This window comes from Sulfurovum sp. (assembly GCA_026990595.1).
Classification (GTDB): domain Bacteria; phylum Campylobacterota; class Campylobacteria; order Campylobacterales; family Sulfurovaceae; genus Sulfurovum.
The window spans coordinates 1-4897 of sequence record JALXCZ010000034.1 but is presented as its reverse complement, the minus strand read 5'-3'; the positions used below and the strand labels follow the sequence as shown (position 1 = coordinate 4897).

5 protein-coding genes are annotated in these 4897 nt (G+C 41.5%); all 5 read left to right on the top strand.

What is annotated here, in order from left to right:
- Positions 1-154: 154 nt before the first annotated feature.
- Positions 155-622, top strand: a complete 468-nt coding sequence (locus MVE01_RS07080) for a type II secretion system protein (protein ID WP_472561479.1) — start codon at positions 155-157, stop codon at positions 620-622.
- Between the two features lie 128 nt (positions 623-750).
- Positions 751-1236, top strand: a complete 486-nt coding sequence (locus tag MVE01_RS07075; protein ID WP_472561478.1) for a prepilin-type N-terminal cleavage/methylation domain-containing protein — start codon at positions 751-753, stop codon at positions 1234-1236.
- Positions 1237-3132, top strand: coding sequence for a primosomal protein N' (locus MVE01_RS07070; RefSeq protein WP_472561477.1), 1896 nt, complete (start codon positions 1237-1239; stop codon positions 3130-3132).
- Between the two features lie 139 nt (positions 3133-3271).
- The gene (ispG, locus tag MVE01_RS07065; RefSeq protein WP_472561476.1) at positions 3272-4333 is read left to right on the top strand and encodes a flavodoxin-dependent (E)-4-hydroxy-3-methylbut-2-enyl-diphosphate synthase; all 1062 of its coding nucleotides are present in this window, start codon (positions 3272-3274) and stop codon (positions 4331-4333) included.
- Positions 4334-4430: 97 nt separating this feature from the next.
- Positions 4431-4897 (top strand): DnaB-like helicase N-terminal domain-containing protein (locus MVE01_RS07060; protein WP_472561475.1); only part of this gene is annotated, 467 nt, incomplete at its 3' end.

The window sequence follows — 4897 nt, the reverse complement described above, 5'->3', positions numbered from 1 at the left end:
ACACTGGACAGTCTGTGAAAAAGAGATGTTTTCACTAAAATTTAAGAAAATTTTAAAGATTTTGACATTTTTTGACTTTTTTTGTGTATACTTTCATTAGGTCGGTTATTGAGCCGATACTAAATTTATTTAACAGGAGTTAATCATGACTAACATGAGACGCGGATTCACAATGATCGAATTGATCTTTGTAATTGTAATTATCGGAATTTTGGCAGCGGTAGCGATACCTAAATTGGCAGCAACTAGAGATGATGCGAAAATCTCTTCACTTGTAGCAAATACAAGAACAGTAGTAGAAGATGTAAAAAACTATTATACTTCACAAGGTTTAACCAAATGGCAGGGAGCTTCAGTACTTGATGTAACAGATGTACCTTTGTTTACAAATCCTGCATGTGGTGCAACAAATCAAGCAACTTCATCAACAACATTTGATAAAACAAAGCTTTATATGTGTGATGATACAGCTGATGTTGTAGAGGTAGATTCAAATGATACACACTTGACAGTTAAGAATGGTACTTCAACAACAGCTGTTGCTAAAGCAGTACAGGCAGATAAAGCCTTTGTTCCTCTTGTAAAAGATCATCGTCTTGGCGGACAAGGGGTTGTAAGATAATATTTGCTTAACCTGTTCCATCTCCCTCGAGATGGAACACATATACGTATACTACAAATCTTTATTTTTTCTTATCACTAATTCATTTTTTTAGCTATAATAAAGTATAAAATATCAAGGAAATAACCATGTATCTTAAAAAGAGAAAAGCTTTTACTATGATGGAGCTTACTTTTGTCATTGTGATCATAGGTATACTCTCGGCAATTGCTTTACCAAAATTTGCAGCCACCCGTGATGATGCGGTTGTTACAAAAGCGATCACCACTGTCTCTTCTGTAAGAAATGCAGTAGCCACGGAGAGACAGAAACGTATTTTAAGAGGAAATTTTACACCTATTACTGATCTGGCATATGAAAACGGTCAAGGTAAACCTATTTTTGATTTCTTCAATACTGACAACACCACAGGCAATGAAGTTTTGGAATACCCGTTAAGAGCATGTAAAGATGGCAGTGCACGAGGATGCTGGATCAGTAATGCGAATAACACCTATATCTATCGTATGCCTGCATCAACACACAATGTGACATTTACTTTGTCAAACAACCGTTTTAAATGTGATCCTGCAGATGCAACTACAGGTACAGACTGTAGAACATTGACAGAATAAGTGTACTACTACGAAATAGCCCTCCTCAAGTCAAGTGCCCCTCACTTGACCTATCATTTTTCTACCAAATTACATTATGGTACAGTTGTTTCTGTGCCTTTTAAGACAACTACTAAAGATGCCATTGTTATACAAGAAGTTGAAAAACCGCTATTTGAAACAACCCAAATAGTATCTGTTTCAGACAAATGCTACAGTAAAGAGCAAATGGAAATAGCGAAATTCATCTCTGAGTACTATTTCTCCTCATTTTCTGAGGCAATCTCTTTATTTTTACCATATACCGTAGGGGCGAACCCATGTGTTCGCCCTTTGGATGAAAAAGAAATTCAAATATCATTATCATTTCATGGGAAAGGGAAAGGGCAGACACATGGGTCTGCCCCTACATTATCGACCATTCAACAACAAGCCTACAGGCAACTCCTCGCAAAAGACAAAGCCCTCCTTTTTGGTGTCACAGGCTCAGGAAAAACAGAGATTTTCATTACCCTGATGGCAAAAATGCTGGAAGAGGGCAAAACCTCCATTTTCCTCATGCCTGAGATCTCACTTACCCCTCAGATGGAAAAACGGCTCAAAGTCTATTTTGGAGAGAGAGTGGCAATGTGGCATTCCAAGTTGACCAAAAAGAAGAAAGAGAGCATCTTGGCTGGCATAGAAGAAGGGAGCGTACGCATTATAGCAGGGGCACGTTCTGCATTGTTCGTACCATTGAAAGAGTTGGGTCTCATTGTTGTAGATGAAGAGCACGATGACAGCTACAAAGCACAAACAAGACCCCGTTACCATGCGCGTGATGTTGCAGTGTTGATGGGGCAGAAGCTTGGGGCTAAAGTGCTGTTGGCATCGGCAACACCTTCCATGAGTTCATACCATAAATATGAGGTGGTGAAACTGCAGAAACCTTATGTTCAGACGCAAAAGAAATACCATTTTATTACAGGTAATACAATAGACAAAAGTATACTCAATGCCCTCTATAAGAGTTATCACCGGAAAGAACAGTCGTTGCTTTTTCTCCCTACCAGAGGTAACTTTAAGTATCTTTACTGCCAAAACTGCGGAAAGACACACCTGTGCCCCTACTGTTCTGTAGGTATGGCACTGCACAGAAAACGCAGACACCTCAAGTGTCACTACTGTAACTTTACCGAAGCCATTGTCGATACCTGTACCCAGTGTGGACATACCCCTCTAACGAGTGAGCGTATGGGTACACAGGAAGCCATAGAAGTCATTGGTACAGCCATAGAAGGCATACAAATTGAGCAGTTTGACAAAGACAGCATCACCACAGCCAAGAAGCTTAAAGAGGCGTTAAAGCGCTTCGAGTCCGGGGAGAGTGACGTACTGCTTGGCACACAGATGCTGAGTAAAGGACATGACTATGCGAATATCACACTTTCGGTCATTATGGGGCTTGATCATATTTTAGGTCTGGCAGATTACAGGGCACGTGAACGTGCCATGTCATTGCTTTTTCAGATCGCAGGACGAAGTGGTAGAGCACTGGCAGCAGAAGTGATCGTCCAGACAGGAGATGCAGAATTTTTTAAAAATTATTTGGAAGATTATGAGCTTTTCATCAAAGATGAACTGGCATTTCTTGAAATGGCAGACTACCCGCCTTTTGTCTCATTGGCACGTATACTTATAGCCCATAAAGATGAAAGTAAAGCCAGTAAAATAACGCTTGACACAGTGACAAAACTTAAAGCCTTTAAAGAGATAGAGATCGTTGGGCACGGTAAAGCACCAGTAGAGCGAATAGCCAATAAATTCAGGTTTCAGATATTGTTACGAGCGAAAAACAGAGTACCATTACTCAAAGCGTTGCACTCCGTGGATTGTCGTGAGATAGAGATAGATATGGATCCTGTTGAATTTTCGTAGGGGAGAACCCATGTGTTCGCCCTTTGAATAAAAAAGAAATTCAAATATCCTTATCGTTTCAATGGCAGACACGCGGGTCTGCCCCTACGGGTTAATAAATTTACGATAAAATAAGACAATTATAACGAAGGTAATATTTGTGAAACCAAGAGTACAAACTAAAAAAATTTACGTCGGTGACGTAGCTGTAGGTGGTGATGCACCCATCTCTGTGCAGTCTATGACCTATTCTGATACACATGATGTAGCATCTACTGTAGAGCAAATAAACAGACTGCATTTTGCAGGTGCAGATATGGTACGTGTGGCTGTCCCTGAGATGGAAGATGCTTTGGCGCTTAAAAGCATTAAGGAACAGATCTCACTTCCGCTGATTGCAGATATTCATTTTAACTATAAACTGGCACTGGAAGCTGCCAAGTGGGTAGATTGTATCCGCTTTAATCCTGGGAATATCGGTGAAAAGAATCGTATCAGGGAGATAGTCAAAGCGTGTCAGGAGCGTAACCTCCCAATACGCGTAGGGGTCAATGCAGGTTCCCTTGAAAAAGAGTTTGATCAAAAATACGGTGCGACTGCGGAGGGTATGGTAGCAAGTGCAGAGTACAACATCAAATTTTTGGAGGATTTGGGGTTTACAGATATTAAAGTCTCACTCAAAGCTTCAGATGTGGACAGAACAGTAGAAGCGTACCGCATGTTGCGTCCTAAAAATGCCTACCCTTTTCACCTTGGTGTGACGGAAGCAGGTACGATCTTTCATGCCACGGTGAAGTCTGCTATTGGGCTTGGAACTTTGTTGCTTGACGGTATAGGTGATACAATGCGTGTCTCCATTACAGGAGAGCTTGAAGAGGAGATCAAAGTAGGAAAAGCCATACTCAAAGACTCCGGGCGTGTACAGGAGGGACTGAACATCATCTCCTGTCCTACCTGTGGACGTATAGAGGCAGATCTGGTCACGGCTGTGGCTGAAGTAGAGAGACGTACCGCACACATTAAAACACCCATGGATGTTTCAGTCATGGGTTGTGTTGTCAATGCCATAGGTGAAGCCAAACATGCAGATGTTGCCATAGCGTATGGTAAAGGTGCAGGATTGATCATGGTTAAGGGTGAAGTGGTCGCCAAACTTCCAGAGGGGGAATTGGTTGACAGATTTGTGGAAGAGGTGGAGCGTTTTGCAGAAAAGAATAAATAATGTAGGGTGTTGTCCCATGACAACACGCTGTTTGGGTAGCCAAATTAAAAGGTGTTGTAGGGGTACAACACCCTACGGGAATAGAGAGGTATCGTAGATGGAAAATATGTATAACCTAAACATCGAGCGTGCGGTACTTTCTGCGATCATCTTTGATCCTGAAACATATGAAGAGATTGCATCCAAGCTTATGCCACATGATTTTTATCTGCCTTTTCATCAGCATGTGTTTACTGCTATGGAAGAGCTCAGTCGTGAGGAGAAGCCTATAGATGAAGAGTTTTTACGCTTAAAACTGGTGAGTCTGGGTAAGTTTGATGAAGTAGCGATGCTTGATCTGCTCTCTGCCAATCCTATCTCCAATACGGCTGCATATCTTACTGAGATCAAAGCCAAGTCCAGCAAACGTGCTTTGGCAACCCTGGCAACAGAGATCAAAAAAGTGACCATAGAAGATGACCTGCCTGCTGAGGAGGTAATGAACCTTGTAGAGAAGAAGCTCTATGAGATCACACAGAACAATACCAATGAGGATTTTAGAGAGTCCAAAGAGATCACCTTGGC